Source organism: Neorhizobium sp. PAMB6716 (assembly GCF_058242805.1).
Genome location: NZ_CM177835.1, coordinates 2696419 through 2711759 on the forward strand (window position 1 = coordinate 2696419; position 15341 = coordinate 2711759).

16 protein-coding genes are annotated in these 15341 nt (G+C 58.8%); 8 read left to right on the forward strand and 8 right to left on the reverse strand.

Annotated features, from left to right (window positions below):
• Window positions 1–8 precede the first annotated feature (8 nt).
• Both AC4CWH_RS13185 and AC4CWH_RS13190 read left to right on the forward strand, forming a co-directional pair.
• Window positions 9–2282, forward strand: a complete 2274-nt coding sequence (locus AC4CWH_RS13185) for a polysaccharide biosynthesis tyrosine autokinase (RefSeq protein ID WP_491319103.1) — start codon at window positions 9–11, stop codon at window positions 2280–2282.
• Window positions 2272–2982, forward strand: a complete 711-nt coding sequence (locus AC4CWH_RS13190) for a hypothetical protein (RefSeq protein ID WP_491319104.1) — start codon at window positions 2272–2274, stop codon at window positions 2980–2982. The genes AC4CWH_RS13185 and AC4CWH_RS13190 overlap by 11 nt, the downstream gene beginning before the upstream one ends.
• A 199-nt stretch (window positions 2983–3181) precedes the next feature.
• Here the strand turns inward: AC4CWH_RS13190 and AC4CWH_RS13195 are convergent, their stop codons facing one another.
• Window positions 3182–4003 carry a bifunctional allantoicase/(S)-ureidoglycine aminohydrolase gene (locus AC4CWH_RS13195; RefSeq protein ID WP_491319105.1) on the reverse strand — a complete coding sequence of 274 codons (822 nt, stop codon included), beginning with the start codon at window positions 4001–4003 and terminating at the stop codon, window positions 3182–3184.
• A 640-nt stretch (window positions 4004–4643) separates the two neighbouring features.
• Between AC4CWH_RS13195 and AC4CWH_RS13200 the strand changes: the two genes are divergently transcribed.
• Window positions 4644–6386: an MFS transporter gene (locus tag AC4CWH_RS13200; protein WP_491285424.1), complete on the forward strand. Its 1743-nt coding sequence runs from the start codon at window positions 4644–4646 to the stop codon at window positions 6384–6386.
• 103 nt (window positions 6387–6489) lie between these two features.
• On the opposite strand, the gene AC4CWH_RS13205 is transcribed toward AC4CWH_RS13200, so the two are convergent.
• Both AC4CWH_RS13205 and AC4CWH_RS13210 read right to left on the reverse strand, forming a co-directional pair.
• Window positions 6490–6675 (reverse strand): hypothetical protein, encoded by a 186-nt coding sequence (locus tag AC4CWH_RS13205; RefSeq protein WP_491319106.1) that lies wholly within the window; start codon window positions 6673–6675, stop codon window positions 6490–6492.
• A 228-nt stretch (window positions 6676–6903) separates the two neighbouring features.
• Window positions 6904–8337 carry an aldehyde dehydrogenase family protein gene (locus tag AC4CWH_RS13210; protein WP_491319107.1) on the reverse strand — a complete coding sequence of 478 codons (1434 nt, stop codon included), beginning with the start codon at window positions 8335–8337 and terminating at the stop codon, window positions 6904–6906.
• Window positions 8338–8962: 625 nt separating this feature from the next.
• Here AC4CWH_RS13210 and AC4CWH_RS13215 point away from each other — a divergent pair.
• The 4 genes from AC4CWH_RS13215 to AC4CWH_RS13230 all read left to right on the forward strand — a co-directional run bounded on the left by AC4CWH_RS13215 (window position 8963) and on the right by AC4CWH_RS13230 (window position 10144).
• Window positions 8963–9172 carry a cold-shock protein gene (locus AC4CWH_RS13215; protein ID WP_210103495.1) on the forward strand — a complete coding sequence of 70 codons (210 nt, stop codon included), beginning with the start codon at window positions 8963–8965 and terminating at the stop codon, window positions 9170–9172.
• A 119-nt stretch (window positions 9173–9291) separates the two neighbouring features.
• Window positions 9292–9576 (forward strand): cold-shock protein, encoded by a 285-nt coding sequence (locus AC4CWH_RS13220; protein ID WP_491282519.1) that lies wholly within the window; start codon window positions 9292–9294, stop codon window positions 9574–9576.
• 52 nt (window positions 9577–9628) lie between these two features.
• On the forward strand, window positions 9629–9874 hold the full coding sequence (rpsU, locus tag AC4CWH_RS13225) for a 30S ribosomal protein S21 (RefSeq protein ID WP_491282520.1): 246 nt from the start codon (window positions 9629–9631) through the stop codon (window positions 9872–9874).
• 45 nt (window positions 9875–9919) lie between these two features.
• On the forward strand, window positions 9920–10144 hold the full coding sequence (locus tag AC4CWH_RS13230) for a hypothetical protein (RefSeq protein WP_491282521.1): 225 nt from the start codon (window positions 9920–9922) through the stop codon (window positions 10142–10144).
• A 221-nt stretch (window positions 10145–10365) separates the two neighbouring features.
• Here the strand turns inward: AC4CWH_RS13230 and AC4CWH_RS13235 are convergent, their stop codons facing one another.
• Both AC4CWH_RS13235 and AC4CWH_RS13240 read right to left on the reverse strand, forming a co-directional pair.
• A complete protein-coding gene (locus AC4CWH_RS13235; RefSeq protein ID WP_491319108.1) occupies window positions 10366–10707 on the reverse strand; it encodes a hypothetical protein in 342 nt (113 codons plus the stop codon).
• Window positions 10708–10838: 131 nt separating this feature from the next.
• Window positions 10839–11870, reverse strand: coding sequence for a LacI family DNA-binding transcriptional regulator (locus tag AC4CWH_RS13240; protein WP_491319109.1), 1032 nt, complete (start codon window positions 11868–11870; stop codon window positions 10839–10841).
• A gap of 381 nt (window positions 11871–12251) precedes the next feature.
• Here AC4CWH_RS13240 and AC4CWH_RS13245 point away from each other — a divergent pair, with 381 nt between their 5' ends.
• The gene (locus tag AC4CWH_RS13245; protein WP_491282524.1) at window positions 12252–12773 is read left to right on the forward strand and encodes a sigma-70 family RNA polymerase sigma factor; all 522 of its coding nucleotides are present in this window, start codon (window positions 12252–12254) and stop codon (window positions 12771–12773) included.
• Window positions 12774–12823: 50 nt separating this feature from the next.
• Here AC4CWH_RS13245 and AC4CWH_RS13250 read toward each other — a convergent pair whose 3' ends face one another.
• The 3 genes from AC4CWH_RS13250 to glf all read right to left on the reverse strand — a co-directional run bounded on the left by AC4CWH_RS13250 (window position 12824) and on the right by glf (window position 15161).
• Window positions 12824–12952, reverse strand: coding sequence for a hypothetical protein (locus AC4CWH_RS13250; RefSeq protein WP_491319110.1), 129 nt, complete (start codon window positions 12950–12952; stop codon window positions 12824–12826).
• A gap of 108 nt (window positions 12953–13060) precedes the next feature.
• Window positions 13061–13885 (reverse strand): manganese catalase family protein, encoded by an 825-nt coding sequence (locus AC4CWH_RS13255; protein ID WP_491319111.1) that lies wholly within the window; start codon window positions 13883–13885, stop codon window positions 13061–13063.
• Between the two features lie 103 nt (window positions 13886–13988).
• Entirely contained in the window at window positions 13989–15161 is a 1173-nt protein-coding gene (glf, locus tag AC4CWH_RS13260; protein WP_491319112.1) for a UDP-galactopyranose mutase, read from the reverse strand.
• Window positions 15162–15341: the final 180 nt, after the last annotated feature.

Below are 15341 nucleotides of genomic sequence, written 5' to 3' on the forward strand. Positions count from 1 at the left end.
ATTGCCCGGTGAACCAGCACCCTGTTTTCGTCACCAACCAAGATGCCGGTCAGGGTGATTCGGTTGCCAATGAAATAAACATCGACCAACTGCTGGCGATTGCTCGGCGGCAGTGGGTTGTTGTTGCCGCAGCTGTCGTTCTCATGTTGGCTGTGGGTGTCGTGTATTTGCTGACTGCCGTCCCGCTCTACACGGCCTCGACAAGCGTTCTCATCGACCGCGGCAACAGCGAGGTTGTGCAGCAATTATCCACGATCGGTGGCGTGCTCGACGACGAGGCATCGGTGCTGAGCCAGGTCGAGCTATTGAAATCCGACACCATCGGTTTGGCGACGGTTGATCGCCTGAAGCTTCAGGATAATGCGCAATTCATGTCTTCCGGCGGCTCGCTGGTGGGAACAGTGGCATCCAGCATAAAGGCACTAATTGCCTCCATAGGACTTTCTTCGAAGTCGAGCGAGGAATTTATTGATCCTCTCGAAGCAAAGCGGCGGTCGGCTCTGTCGCGCCTTCAGGATAACCTTGCCATTCAGCGCGTCGGTCGCGCCTACGTTCTGGAAATCGCGGTTACGTCACCATCACCGAGCTTGGCTGCGACTATCGCAAACGCAGTTGCGGAATCATACATCAACGACAAGCTCGATGCAAAATACGAAGCGACTAGACGTGCCGGTGAGTGGCTTCAGGACAGAATAGAAGAGTTGCGGCAGCAATCGCTGGCATCAGATCTTGCCGTTCAGAAATTCAGGGCCGCCAATGGTCTGGTAACGGCTGGCAATGGCCTCGTGTCGGACCAGCAACTGACTGAACTGAACAGTGCCTTGATTGTTGCCCGCGCCGACACGGCTCGTGCGCAAGCCCGTTATGACCGCATCCAGGAAATCCTCGCCAGTGGACAGACGGACGCCATCGTGACGGACGCACTGGACAGTTCCGTAATCAACACACTTCGCCAGAAGTATCTTGAAGCCTCCAAACTCGAGTCGGAGATTACAAGGAGACTGGGCCCGGACCACGTTCAGGCGGTTCGTCTGCGCCAGGAAATGTCCGAATATAATCGATTGATGTTTGATGAACTGAAGCGTATTGCGGAAAGCTATCAGAGCGAACTGGAAGTTGCGCGCTCTCGCGAACGCAACATCACAGAAGGGGTCGTGAAGGCAACAAGTGTCAGCGTCACCGCAAGCGAAACGCAGGTCCAGTTGCGCGAATTGGAACGCTCTTCGGAAGCCTATAAGAACCTTTACCAGACCTTCCTGCAACGGTATCAGGAGGCTGTTCAGCAGCAATCCTTCCCGGTGACCGAGGCACGTATCATTTCGAAAGCAGTCGGACCAGCTGCTCCCAGCAGCCCGCGCAAGCCATTGGTCGTCGCGATTTCAGTTCTCTTCGGCTTGATGATCGGCGCCGGCATTGGAGCATTCCGCGAATTTCGTGACCGCTTTTTCCGCACAGGGGATCAGATCAGAGATATTCTCGGGGTGGAATATCTTGGAGCCACGCCGGCAATCGTCAAGAAAACAGACACGTCGGTGACTGCGCCCGTTGACCGGGAGGTTCATTTCCGCAACAGCGTGTCGAACTTTGCGATGAATTATCCGCTCTCATCCTTTTCTGAGACCCTGCGCAGTTGCAAGATTGCCATTGATCTTAACATCGCCAAGGCGAGCAAAATCGTGGGCCTGGTCTCCACTCTCCCGGGTGAAGGCAAATCCACCATCGCTCTTAATCTGGCTCAGGTACTTGCAAAAAGCGGCAGAACCCTGTTGATCGATACGGACCTGCGCAATCCCGGCACCACACGTGCAATCGGCCAGCATGCACAGGCCGGTCTGATCCAGGTACTGACGGAAGGTTTGCCCTATACGTCCGTCCTGCTGCATGATGCAGCCTCGGGACTGGATGTTTTGCCTGTCGTGGTCAAGCGTCGGATTACCCATTCATCGGAACTGCTGGCATCTCCCCAGATGCACCAGCTGCTGAGTAGGGTGTCTGCGGAGTATGATTATGTCGTGCTTGACCTTCCTCCGCTCGCGCCCGTGGTGGACGCACGTTCCATTGCGGCGCGGATAGACGGCTTTATCATGGTTGTCGAATGGGGTGTCGTGTCGCGTAAGGTCGTCCAGCAGACACTGGCTTCGGAACGCCAGATTGCCGAACGAACGCTCGGCGTCGTTCTCAACAAGGTGGACGTCCAGAAGCTGAAGCTCTATCGCGAATACGGATCATCGGACTACTACAGCTCGCGTTACAGTTCCTATTATGTTGATCATGAAACGTGAGACTGTCATTTCCGCCGTTTTGCTGGCGGTTCTGATAGCGGTCAATTTCTCGCAGATCCGTTTTCTGCCGATCGCTGCGGAATTTCGTGATCTCATGCAGTTGAGAAAGCTTGCCTATGCGGGGGAACCATTGTCGGCCCCCGCTGTCGATGACGCTTTAAGCAGGGCCGATGCCATTGTTGCCTCGTGCGATCACGATGGCATTACTGCTCTTGTCGACCTTCTAACTTGGCAGGCAGACAGGATTACCCCGCGCGAAAATCGCGAGGCTTGGCTCGAAAAGCTGAGGCGGATCGATGAAGTCTCCGTCAAGGGCCTGCAATGCCAGCCCACAAACGGTTTTCTGTGGGCACGCCTGGCCTTTGCCCGATGGTTTCTAGGGCGTCCTGCAACCGAGCAGGCAATGCTGCTCGGATACTCGCAAAGCTACGCGCCTTCGGAAATAGCCTCGCTCACCGCACGCATGACACAGTGGAAGCGCGTATCCGGTGCCGTACTGGATCTGGCGCACGACCATGTCGAGGCTGATATCCGCACCCTCCTCAATTATGCCCCAACGCGCACTGCGTTTGAACAGCTCTCGGATCTGCCCCCGCCGCTTGCTGACGTGCTCAAATCGCAATTGCCACTTCTTCCACCCGAACGCCTGGAAATGCTTTTGAAGATCTCAGGAGCAGAGAAGGTCTTTGCTCCCGAGTGACGCTTCGTCCCGGGTGACTGTCCAGAAACCCAGAGCTGGCTCGTTGGCCACGACCTGATCGCTGCCGCACGATCATGGCTTCAGACCTGTCGCAACACCCACCAGACGGAACCGAGCAACAAGCCGGACAACTGGCATTCGTCCGGCCCTTGCTTTCAAAACCAACTCAGCGGCCATGGCGCTTCAGCGCCAATCACCCTTACCAGAGATCCACGTGGCGATTGACGTCCTTGTACAGAAGGTAACGGAAGCGGCTGGGGCCGCTGGCATAACAGGCCTGCGGGCAAAACGCGCGCAACCACATGAAATCGCCAGCTTCGACTTCCACCCAATCGGCGTTGAGGCGGTAAACGGCCTTGCCTTCCAACACATAGAGACCGTGTTCCATCACATGGGTTTCCATGAAGGGAATGGTGCCACCCGGCTCAAACGTGACGATGTTGAGATGCATGTCGTAGCGAATGTCGGAGGGATCAATGAAGCGCGTCGTGCCCCAGGCGCCGTTGGTGTCGGGCATGTGGGCGATCTCGTGATCGCTTTCGTGGGAGAAGATGGCCGGCGGCGGCGCGAGGCCCTCGACAGCCTGGAATACCTTGCGCACCCAATGAAACTTGGCCGGTGCTGCCGATGTGTTTTCCACCGTCCACTTTGCTCCAGCCGGTAGATAGGCGAAGGAGCCGGCGCGCAAGGCATTCGGCTTTCCGTCCAGCGTGATGGTCATTTGTCCCTCGACAACGAAGATGGCCGCCTGCGCCTTAGAATTCGGCTCCGGTTGCGCGCTTCCGCCGCCGGGCGCCATTTCCACGATATACTGTGCAAACGTCTCCGAAAAACCGGTCATTGGCCGCGCGATGATCCAGGCACGGCTGTCGGTCCAGTGCGGCAACAAGCTGGTGACGATATCCGTCATCACGGTGCGAGGAATGACGGCATAGGCCGTGGTAAACACCGCTTTGCTGGAGAGAAGCTCCGTCTGTCCCGGCAGGCCGCCCATGTTTGCGTAATATCGTCTGGTATCCATCAAACCCGTTCCCGTCATTTTTGCCGATTTTTGCCCGGCATCCGGAACTGTCATATCGCCAAGTGAGGACAAGGCCAAGATGAGACACGCAGTCTCGTATAGGCCGGACGGCGGTGGAGAACGAGCGCTCCCGTCACCTGTCCACCGGAAACAGCAGAGAGACGCGGCTATTGAAGCGCATGGGGCAGACCCTTCGGCCAACGCTTGCACCGCCGTCATCATGGCAAGTGTCGCCGGTGCGGAGGATGCCGGCAATCTGAGGCCGAAGCCGTGCCCGCAATGCGCAGCAAAAGCTCTATGCAGTTTCGCCGGCACTACCCCGGTCTTAGACCAAAGTCGTTCTGATCCGTATATGCGCGCTATGCTAAATATCATTCCATCGTGTGCTGCCGGAGCGATGTAGATGGCAGGACACGCAATACGGATCCGGCGAAAGTCGGCTCCGCGTCATGAGGGGGCGGACCGCGCAAGCGGGCCGTGAACCGCGGCCGGTGAGAGGACCGGATCGCGGCGCATGCGGCACGGATGTGGCGTGTGCGGATCAATGGGATCAGCGAATTTGGCCGGCCGGGAGGCCGGAAACTGGAGGAGGCATTACATGGCAGCGACGGATATGAACGTCAGGGATCGTTCGCGTCCCATGACCGCTGACGAGAGGAAGGTCATCATGGCCTCCTCAGCGGGGACGATCTTCGAGTGGTACGACTTTTATCTTTACGGCTCACTTGCGGCGATCATCGGCGCGCAGTTCTTCACGTCGTTCCCGGAAGCGACGCGAAACGTCTTTGCCCTTCTGGCCTTTGCCGCGGGCTTTATCGTACGCCCGTTCGGCGCACTGGTCTTCGGCGCACTCGGCGATATCGTCGGGCGCAAATACACCTTCCTGATGACGATCCTGATCATGGGTCTGTCCACCTTCCTCGTCGGCCTTCTGCCTGGCTACTCAAGCTGGGGGGCGGCCGCGCCGATCATCCTGATTGCGCTGCGCATGCTGCAGGGGCTTGCCCTTGGCGGTGAATATGGCGGCGCTGCGGTCTATGTGGCCGAACATGCGCCTTCCAATCAGCGCGGTTATTTTACCGCCTTTATTCAGACGACAGCAACGCTTGGGCTGTTGCTCTCGCTGGTGGTGATCCTTGCGGTGCAGGGTTATGTCAATGCCAACTGGGGCGCGACACCGGTTCTCGATGCGGCCGGCGCTGCGGTGATGAACCCGGACGGAACGGCAAAGATGATCAAGGCGTTTGATCTCTGGGGCTGGCGTGTTCCGTTCCTCGGCTCGATCTTCCTGCTGCTCATCTCGCTCTACATCCGCATGCAGATGAACGAATCCCCTGCCTTCAAGAAGATGAAGGAAGAGGGTGCGGCCTCCAAGGCACCTCTGCGGGAAGCTTTCGGCACCTGGAAGAACGGAAAGATCGCGCTGATCGCCCTGTTCGGCCTCGTGGCAGGCCAGGCCGTGGTCTGGTATTCCGGGCAGTTCTATGCGCTGTTCTTCCTGCAGAATGTCATCAAGGTCGATAGTTTCACTGCCAACGTCCTGGTGGCATGGTCGCTCATCCTCGGCACTGGCGGCTTCCTGGTCTTCGGTGCCCTGTCGGACCGTATCGGCCGCAAGCCGATCATTCTGGCCGGTTGCCTGATTGCAGCCCTCACCTACAAGTTCGTCTTCCCGCTGCTGACCGAAATGGCAAATCCTGCGCTGCATGCGGCACAGCAGAGCCAGGTCGTCGTCACCGCAGCGCCGAATGACTGCTCGTTCCAGTTCAACCCGACGGGAACGGCCAAGTTCACTTCGTCCTGCGATATCGCCAAGGCGACGCTCGCACGCAGCTCGGTGAACTATTCGACGGTCGAAGATCCGGCAGCCACGGTGGCGCAGATCAAGATCGGCGAAACCGTCATTCCCTCCTATGACAGCGCAACGCTTACCGGCGATGCCCTGAAGACTGCACCTGCCGGCTTTAACAAGGCTGTTACAACCGCACTTACCAGCGTTGGTTATCCGTTGTCGGCAGAAGCCAACACCACGGTTGCCCGGGCGCAGAACTTCTTCGACATCTTCACCGGTCAGAAGATCGCAGTCGTCCTGATCCTCACCTATCTGATCATCCTGGTAACGATGGTCTACGGACCGATTGCAGCCATGCTGGTCGAACTCTTCCCGACCCGCATCCGCTATTCCGGCCTGTCGCTGCCATACCATATCGGCAATGGCTGGTTCGGCGGCCTGATGCCGGCAACCGCCTTCGCCATTTCGGCGCAGTCAGGCAACGTCTATGGCGGCCTCTGGTATCCGATCATCATCGCCGGTGCGACCGTGGTCATCGGCGCGCTGCTGGTGCCTGGGAACACCCACAAGAAGGACATCTTCTCCGATTGAGCGGGATCTTCTGAAGGCATTTCAAAAAAATCGAAGGGCCGGGCAGAAATGCCCGGCCCTTCTGCATTGATCCTGCGAAACGGCATTTGCTGAAATGTGCAGCCTACTTGCGGCGCCTTTCCCAGACGAACCAACCGCCAAGGAAAACCGCGAGAATGATGGCATTGGCGATGATGCCGCAGAGAATGGAAAAGAGCCGCGTACTGCCCTCGGGATCCACTGTCGCACCCGTGGTCAGCGGCAGCAGAATAGCGATGAACACCACGCCCATGGCAAGAGGCGCGCGCATGCCCATCTCCCGGCGGGTCCTTATCGCCGTGAGGAGAAGAAAGAAAATCAGACCGATCCGAAACGGATCGATAATTTGCGAGACAAGAAACTCGGTCATACTGGAACACCCCTCCTAACACACTGACACGTTGCATGAACGGCGCTCCTGAACAAGCGCGGGTGGCACGAAAAAGCCGGCGAGGCTTGCGCCCCGCCGGCTGAAGTTTCTCGTGCAGATTGTTGGGACTCAGGCCAGCGTATAGGCCGTCTTTACCACGGTGAAGAACTCGGCGGCGTATTTGCCCTGTTCGCGCGAACCGAAGGACGAGGCCTTGCGGCCGCCGAACGGCACGTGGAAATCGACGCCTGCAGTCGGCAGGTTGACCATGACCATGCCGGCCTCCGAATTGCGCTTGAAGTGGGTGGCATGCTTCAGGCTGGTGGTGGCGATGCCGGCAGACAGGCCGAACGGCGTATCATTGGCAACAGACAGCGCCTCGTCGTAATCCTTGACGCGGATGACGGCGGCGACGGGGCCAAAGATTTCTTCGCGCGCGATGCGCATCTGGTTGGTGGCTTCGGTAAACAGCGCCGGCTGCAGATAAAAACCGGGGGTTTCGCGCTCCAGAACCTGCCCGCCAAAGGCAAGCTTGGCGCCTTCCTTCTGGCCGATCTCGATATAGTCGGTATCTTGCTTCAGCTGCTTTTCATCAACGACCGGGCCGATATGCGTGCCGGCTTTCAGCGCGTTGTCGATGGTGAGCGTCTGAAGCTTTTCGGTGAGGGCTGCCACAAAACGGTCGTGGATGCCTTCCGTGACGATGAGGCGCGAGGAAGCCGTGCAGCGCTGGCCGGTGGAAAAGAAGCCGGAATTGGCAGCCGCTTCCACGGCAACCGTGAGATCTGCATCATCGAGCACGACCATCGGGTTCTTGCCGCCCATTTCCAGCTGGAACTTGCGATTATGCTCGACGGAGGCGATTGCGACGCGCTTGCCCGTGCCGGTGGAGCCGGTGAATGTGATGCCGTTCACCTTGGGGCTGTCGAGGATCACCTGACCGACGACCGAACCGCGCCCCATGACGAGGTTCAGCACGCCCTTCGGCAGGCCGGCGCGATGCAGGATATCGACGATCGCCCAGGAGCAACCCGGCACCAGATCGGCCGGCTTGAACACAACCGTGTTGCCGTAACAAAGCGCCGGCGCGATCTTCCACGCGGGGATGGCGATCGGGAAATTCCACGGCGTGATGATACCGATGACGCCAAGCGGCTCGCGGGTGATTTCAACGCCGATATTGGGGCGCGCGGACGGCACCATCTCGCCGGTCAGGCGCAGCGCTTCGCCGGCGAAGAAATCAAAGATCTGCGCAGCACGGATGGTTTCGCCAATCCCTTCGGCAAGTGTCTTACCTTCTTCGCGCGCGAGAAGGCGGCCAAGCTCATCCTTGCGGGCCAGGATTTCATCGGCGGTTTTCTTGAGGATAGCGTGACGCTCGAGAATGCCGGAACGCGACCAAGCCGGGAACGCTGCCTGCGCTGCATCGATCGCAGCCTTGGCGTCTTCGGCACTCGCCTGCGCATAAAGACCGACGACGTCCTTGGTATCGGACGGGTTGATGTTTTCGGATGCCTGGCTGCCGACCCACTCGCCGGCAATCAGGTTCTGGTGGATGGTCATGAAGCCTCCCTTCGGCGTTTTCGCCGTTACGTTTAAACAATGTTCGGCGGACATCGCCGCCGGATGATAAAACAATGGCCTGCCACCTGCCCCGCATGCAAGGCCCGCGTGCAAGGCCCGCGTGCAAGGATTCTTCGGCGCCATAGGACGACAGCTGCCCTGCAATCACCAGACGCGCGCAGATCCAAGATAAGCATAAAGAGCCAATGCCCGCAGGCGTCAATATTATTTATCATACATCCCGCAAAAGATATATGACGACTGAGAAAATGAGCCCTGAAGCGTCAAGCGGCGGCTTCCCGCCCTTGATCCGGAGCGCTGGTTGTGGCCTTTGTAGAGCGATGGCGGCCACAGCGACGGCAGAGCGATGGCGACAAAATGATTGCCGTAAAGCCTCGATAAACAAGGGGATAACGCGAAATTTTCAGCGGATATTTTGCGCTGCAAGAAATTTTATTTCGCGAAAACTGTTGCATTTCCGTGAAATTGGCATACATTGCGCTTCATCGAACTTGGTTGTGACTTTGTCCGAGAGCTAAGGCGCTCTGTCGATTTCCTTTCAAAACATCGATCCACCCGGCGGTTTTCGCGTCGGGATAACTTACGATTGACAAAGGAGATCGTCATGAACACTGGTACCGTAAAGTGGTTTAACAGCACCAAGGGCTTCGGCTTCATTCAGCCTGACAACGGCGGCGCGGACGTATTCGTCCACATCTCCGCTGTTGAGCGTTCCGGCCTGCGCGGCCTGGCCGATGGCCAGAAGATCCGTTACGACATCGTCCAGGACAAGCGTTCGGGCAAAAGCTCGGCCGACAACCTGCAGGCGGCTTAATATTGTCATTCGCCATAGCCGACCACGGATGTACTGGCGGTCAGTTGGCTGAGTGACTTGAGGAGGTCGGGTTAACGCCCGGCCTTTTTGTTTTACCTGAGCACGTCGGGAGATGCGCAATGAGCAGACCGACTTATTCCGTCGGAGACATGATTGTCTTGAAGGCGGCAGCAGGCTCCAGGCAGGAGCGGACAGATGCGTGCCGCATATCGGCTGTGATGCCCTCCGCCTATGGCCACGCTCAGTATCGTATCCGGTTCGAGAATGAGACATTCGACCGCCGGATCGTTGAGGGCGACATCGACCCAGAGCGGTCGAAGCGCTCTGCCACAGAAGAAAAAGCCGTCTCGCCCGCAAAGGGTAATTCGTGGCTCAATCCAGCCTCGATGAAGATCGGCAAGTGACCACACCAAAGATGCACACAGTGGCCCTTGCGGCCGTGCAAAAGGAGATGTTTTGCAGGTTCTGGTAAGAGACAACAATGTGGACCAGGCACTTCGCGTGCTGAAGAAGAAGTTGCAGCGCGAAGGCGTGTTTCGCGAAATGAAGGCGCGCAGCGCCTATGAAAAGCCGTCGGAAAAGCGCGCCCGCGAAAAGTCGGAAGCCATTCGCCGCCAGCGCAAGCTTGCGCGCAAGAAGATGCAGCGCGAAGGCCTGCTGCCGATGCCCAAGAAGGTTGCAGCCGTTCGCGGCCGTCGTTAAGTTTCGCTCCGCACCGTCCGTAACCCTTTTGCGAGAGGAGCCAAGATGACTGCAACGAAAGACGTTTTCTTCAAGCCCGGTAAGGTATCTGCCCGTGAAAAGGCAGAAACGACCGATCACACGGCCCGTGCGATCATCGATGCCGAATCGGTCGCACGCGACAAGAAAACCGAACGCTTGAAGCAGGCACGGCTCGCCAAGGAAGCGGAAGAGACTGTGCAGGACGCCCCGAAGCCTGTCAAAGCCCGCAAGACCGCTTCGAAGAAGTAGCGACTGCGTGCCAAATGGCACCTTCTCCAAAAGGCCGCGCCTTCCAGGCAGCGGCCTTTTGGCGTTTGGGAGCCGCCATATTGTCCATCTTGCCAATTCGGGTCGGCCAGCGACACGGCCTTCCCGCTAAGGATTGACCGTCAGCTCCCGCCTATCTTCGACAGGCGCGTTGCGGGCAAGTGCGCACGCAATGCCCCGCCGGCGGCCAAACTGTGCGGCGATCAGCCGCCGCTCGATCCCGGAGCCGTGTTCTGCGGCAGATCCCCCGGCTTGATCACCGGCATTTGACCAACCGGAGGCGCCGGTTCGACCATGTCATGGTCTCCGACGGACGGAGCCTTGAGGACGCCGTTGCAATCGGCAAGATCTGGCGCACTGCCTTGTTGCGATCTGGCTGTCTTGCCCCCCTGTTGCCCCGGCGGTTTGGGAGCCTGGCCGGGTGGAAGCGTGCAAGTCTCGCGCGGTGGCGGGCTGCCGGCGTTCTGGGCAAGCGCCGGTTGGTTGGTCAGGATGGCGGCCGAAAGACCAAGGCCGATGAGGCTGGTGATGATTGAACGGTTCATGGGATTTCTCCTTCTGACCGGTCAACAATCTGGCCCGTGCACCGTTCCCCAAAATCCGGTCACATCTCGTCTTCACGCCGTGCCATACGGCCGTGACGGCTGCGGATCAAGCAGGGGGTGACCGCGAAAGCTCAGGGGTTCGGGCGAAAACTGTCCCGCAGCACCATCTGGGGGATGACACGCTCGACATCCGGCGCCCCCTCCGGACAGGCCACGCGCCGCTCCAGCAGATCAACCGCGCGCTGCGCCATCACATCGGGATCCTGCCGGAACGTGGTCAGCCGGTAGTTCAGCCAGGAGGCTTCCGGGACATCGTCAAACCCGATTACCGCCACCTCGTCCGGCACCCGCAGGCTTGCCTCCAGACGCAGCACGTCCATAAACCCGCAGGCGATGAGATCATTGGCACAGAAGACCGCATCCGGCATATCGTCGCCGTCGGCCATCAACTGTCGTGCAGCAATGACGCCGCTCTCATAATCGGAATCGCGACCGCGCGTCACGCGCACCGCAAAACCATGCGCTTCAACGGCGGCCACGAAGCCCGTTTCGCGCTCGAGAATGGCGGGCGTGCGGGAATTTGATCCGGCAAAGGCAAACCGCTGGCGCCCCGCCGCAATGAAGGCAGCGGCGGCCTCATGAGCGGCCTCGGAATTGCCGGCGCGGACATGGTCTGCCCCCAGTTCCGAACGCCCGATCATGACCACCGGCTGGCCGTTGCGGCGGGCCAGTTCAAAGAAACTTGCCGGAGGTGAGCCCGAAATGATGACGGTTGCCTCGGCGCGGTGCCCGATCAGGATTTTCTGCGCGGCAAGCAGGTCCTCTTCCGTTTCCCCGGTATTGATGAGGATCGGCACACTGCCCCTGCGGATCAAAAGCTTGGCCAGCGCTGCCGTCAGGTGGGCGCGAAAGCCGATCTCCGGCCGTGTTGCGACAAGGCCGATCAATCGGCTCTGGTTGTTCAGCACCCCGCGGGCGAGGTCGTTGACGTGGTAACCGAGTTCCTCGGCAGCCTGCAGCACCTTTTCACGGGTGGCTGGAGAGACGCTCGCGCCCGGCGTGAAGGTGCGAGATACAGCCGAGCGGGAAACCCCGGCCCGCAGCGCCACCTGTTCAGCACTGACGAACCGCATGCGATTGGACGCGCTCTTGTCGTTCTTCATTCCCACTTCACCGTCCAACGCGGGTAAGAGGACCGGCCTTGCGCAGGCCAAATCCGATCGCCCGGTATCGCCCTTTCCCTGCACGGGCGTGCAGGACCTTGAGGACATCTAGTGCCACTGCCTAACATCCGCATGACAGAAAATAAGGTTGATATGATCTGTGTCGCAAGATCAACCGCTCACGCCGCGCATCACCGCGAAGTCAAGGCGGCGGAGCCTTGCCGGGGTGGGCACTATCGGGTGTGGTCAGCATTCCCTACCGGTCGGCCGCACCATCGCCGGCTGATCAGATAAAATATCAGTTTTTGACCGGTCGGACGGAACCAAAATCCGGGATCTTGTGTTTGCCTCAAATCGATCCCAGCGAGGGAAGTGACGCCGATGTCGACAAATCCTGTGAACACCATTCCTCCCGCTCCGTCTTCCGGCAGCGATCGCGTTCGCGCCGAAATGATCGAGCTGATCCCGGCCCTGATGGCATTTGCGCGTCGACTGGACCGCAGCCCCAGCAATGTCGACGATCTCGTGCAGGAAACGCTCACGCGCGCACTTGCCAATATCGATAAATTTCAGGAGGGAACCAGCCTCAAATCCTGGCTGTTCACCATTCTACGCAACACATTCTGCACCAAGTTCGGCCTGTCCAAGCGCGAAGTGATCGGGCTGGACGATTGCGCCTCTGCACGCCCAACGGTGAATGCCCCGCAGGAATGGACGGTGCGCGCCCATGAATTTCACCGCGCCCTTCTCGACCTTCCCAAACATTACCGCGATGCGGTGGATATTATTCTCATCCAGGGGCAAAGCTACGAAGCAGCGGCTGAACGTTGCGGCTGCCCTGTCGGCACGATCAAGAGCCGGGTCAATCGCGCCCGGGCGCAACTGGCAAACCAGCTTGGCTGAAAAGCAGGCCCCGTCCCTGTTTTTCAGGTCTTTCCTGCGCACCCGGTCGCTTATTGCGTGATCGCGTGCGGGCTGGGCTGTCCCGGCTCGTTATCCGTTTGCGTAAACGGCCGCGAGCCGAAAATCACTATCGCGGCAAGCAAGACCACCGCTGCAATCACAATCCAGCTTTTCTTCATGACGTCACCTCAACGATCAGCAGACCGCGGCAAGTGACATGCCGCGCTTGAGAGCAAGAGCCCGGCGCCGATATGTTTGCGGCACCGGGCTCTCGCGTCTGTCGGTTTTTACATCTGCTCGGATTGAGCGCCGCTCTTCGGCTTGGCAGTGCCAAGGTTCGGCTTTTCGCCCAGCGGTTTCATTGGCATGGCCGAGAACTTGCCCTTGCCATCGATGGAGGCACCTTCCGACCAGCGGCCGGCAATCGGATCGACGCCATCGGCCTGGAAGCCAAGGAAGGCATAGGAAAAGTCCTGCTTTTCCTGTTCCTGCGGAAAGCTGTTGGGGATCGGGAAGACACCCTCGTGGCCGCCAAGCTCCTCAAGCGCGGCCAGCCACTGGTTCTGGTGCATGGTGTCGCGGGCGATCAGGAAAGACAACATGTCCTTCATGCCGGGATCATTCGTGAGGTTGTAAAGACGCACGGCAAGCGTACGACCCGTGGATTCGGCAGCCACATTGGCCGTCATGTCTGCCGCGATATTGCCGCTTGCATAGATGTGAGACATGTCGAAGGGAACCCCGTCGCTATCGACCGGCATGGCGGACATGTCCGCTGACAGGATGTTCTTCATGTTGATGCCGCCGAGCACCATGCTGGAGACCGGATCCTGCGCTACTGCTTCCTTTTCCGAAAGCGAAGCGCCTTCCAGATTAAGCGCAACCGCCGTGGCGAGCATTTCGATATGGCCAAGTTCTTCCGTTGCCGTGTTCATCAGCATATCGCGGAATTTGGGATTGCCGCGGGCACCGCAGGCCTGGAAGAAATACTGCATGGCAACCCGGATTTCGCCTTCCACGCCGCCAATCGCCTGCTGAAGCGCGCGGGCAAACAGCGGATCGGCCTTTTCCACGCGCACAGGATACTGAAGTTTGCCGTCGGTATAAAACATGTCTCTCTCCTTCATGTTGGTTCGTCAGCCCAACAAGACGCGGTTAGAGATGTTCCACCTTTTTGATGCGCCGCATCGAGACGCCCGATGCGGCGCGTCGAAATCAGCCCGCCAGAACCCGCTGTTGCGGGGCAAAAAAGCGCGGAATAATGTCTGCCTCGAAACTTTTGAGCGCCGCTCCGATCGCCTGGTGCATATCGAGATAACGATAGGTGCCGAGGCGCCCGCCAAACACCACATGCTTCTCCTGCTCGGCAAGATTGCGATAGGCGAGATAGGTCAGCTTGTCCTGCATCGTATCGATGGGATAATACGGCTCGTCGGCGCGGGTGGCGGAGCGGGAATATTCGCGCACGATCACCGACTTCTCCGTCTGGTAGGCGCGTTCCGGGTTGAAGTGGCGGAATTCGAGGATGCGCGTGAACGGCACGTCCTCATCCGCATAGTTCATCACAGCCGCGCCCTGGAAATCACCGGTCTTCACCACCTCTTCCTCAAAATCGATGGTGCGCCATTTCAGTTCGCCGGCGCGGTAATCGAAATAACGATCGATCGGACCGGTATAAACCACGGGCTTACCCTCGGGTATCTCGCTCTTCACGGCAAAATAATCGGTGTTCAACCGGATATCGATCAGCGGATTGTCGAGCATGCGCTGGAAGATCGCCGTGTAACCATCCACCGGCAGGCCCTCATAGGGGTCGTTGAAATAACGGTTGTCGAAATTGTAGCGCACCGGAAGCCGGGTGATGATCGATTCCGGCAGTTCGCGCGGATCCGTTTGCCACTGCTTGGCGGTATACCCGCGAATGAAGGCCTCGTAGAGCGGGCGGCCGATCAGCGAGATCGCCTTTTCCTCGAGGTTTTCAGGCGCGCGGTCGCCAAGTTCAGCGGCCTGCTGTGCAATCAGCGCGCGGGCCTCAGCCGGATCCAGCTGCTTGCCGAAAAACTGGCAGATCGTGCCGAGATTGATCGGCATCGAATAAACCTGGTTCTTGTGCGAGGTGAAAACCCGGTGGCGGTAATCGGTGAAGGTCGTGAAGCGGTGGAGATAATCCCACACGGTCTTGTTCGGGGTGTGAAACAGGTGGGCGCCGTATTTATGTACTTCGATGCCCGTCTCGCGGTCGTTTTCACTATAGGCATTGCCGCCGATATGATGGCGGCGATCGATGATCAGCACCCGCTTGCCAAGTTCATTGGCCGTGCGTTCGGCAATAGTGGCGCCAAAGAAACCGGCACCGACGATAATCAGGTCATAATCACGAAAGCTCACGGGCAATGCCCTCCCCGGGGACGGTGCTGTTAAAAGCGCGGGAGGACGATGCCCCGCAATCTGAACTGGATAGCCACCAAGGCTTTCGCGGCGCTTGCGAGAGTGTGCACAGCGCGCACTTTTCGTTTGCGCCGCAGCGTGGCGGGGGGCATGTTCGGGCACTATCAAGAGACACATCGA